Origin of the sequence: Thioclava indica (genome assembly GCF_000714545.1) — a bacterium.
In the GTDB taxonomy this organism is placed as follows: domain Bacteria; phylum Pseudomonadota; class Alphaproteobacteria; order Rhodobacterales; family Rhodobacteraceae; genus Thioclava; species Thioclava indica.
In genome coordinates, this window is record NZ_AUNB01000097.1 from 1 (window position 1) to 1,125 (window position 1,125).

Consider the following 1,125-nt stretch of genomic DNA (forward strand, 5'->3'; position numbering starts at 1 on the left):
CGCGACCTACAGCGGGCTTATGCCGCCGTGGCCGGAGCCTGGTAGACGCCACCCCGGGCCATAAGGGCCCAAACGATGCGCGCCATCTTGTTCGCGAGCGCCACCCGCACCAACATTGGTGGCTTGCGTGTCAGCATCCCGCCCAACCACGTGCCGGGCTTGGCGGCAGCATGGACATGTCGCTTGATGATGATGCTGTTGGCACCGATGATCAGCAAGCGTCGCAAAGATCGCTCACCCATTCTGGTGGTGGCGCCGAGGCGTTGTTTCCCCCCGGTCGAATGCTGCCGTGGCACCAGACCCAGCCAAGCGGCAAAGTCTCGTGCCTTGCGGAATGTCTCGGGTGGCGGGGCAAGGGCGCGATAGCCGTGGCGATCAGCGGACCAATGCCCGGCACCGTCATCAACCGTCGAGCCACGTCATTCTCTTTGGCTCGCCGCGCGATCTCGGCGTCGAGCTTCGCGATCTGCGCCCTCAGATGCGCGAGCGCCGAGACGAGTACCTGAAGCGTGGGAATGGCATCGACAGGTAGGGCGTTGTCCGCGTCCTCGACGATGGCGATCAGTTTCGAGGCGTTGGCCGCGCCCTGTGGCACAATCTGGCCAAACTCGGTGAGATGGCCGCGCAAGGCATTGATGGCCTGCGTGCGCTGCCCGATCAGCAACTCCCGGATACGGAAGATCATTGCCGCTCCCTGCGTTTCTTCGCTCTTCACCGGCACGAAGCGCATCGTCGGGCGCTGTGCAGCTTCGCATATCGCTTCTGCATCGGCAGTATCGTTTTTCTGCCGCTTGACGAATGGCTTGACGTAAGCGGGCGGGATCAGCCGCACGTCATGGCCCAGCTTCCCGATCTCCCGACCCCAGAAGTGGGCACCGCCGCAGGATTCCATCGCAACAACGCATGGTCGCAGCTGACCGAAGAAGGCCAGCACCTAAACCCTTCTCAGCTTCTTGCGCACCATCGGTCGACCAGACGCATCGGCGCCATGCGCTTGGAACACAGTCTTCGCCAGGTCGAGCCCGACTGTGATAATCTCCGAAATGACCGTCCTCCTTTGTGGATCCTCATAGACCTACCTTGGCACAAAGATGCCGTCGGGGGGCGCTCACATCATCAACGCCG

1 pseudogene is annotated in these 1,125 nt (G+C 62.6%); it reads right to left on the reverse strand.

Annotation, left to right across the window (positions count from 1 at the left end):
* Positions 1-17: 17 nt before the first annotated feature.
* Positions 18-1,045 (reverse strand): annotated as a pseudogene (locus DT23_RS18245) (IS110 family RNA-guided transposase).
* Positions 1,046-1,125: the final 80 nt, after the last annotated feature.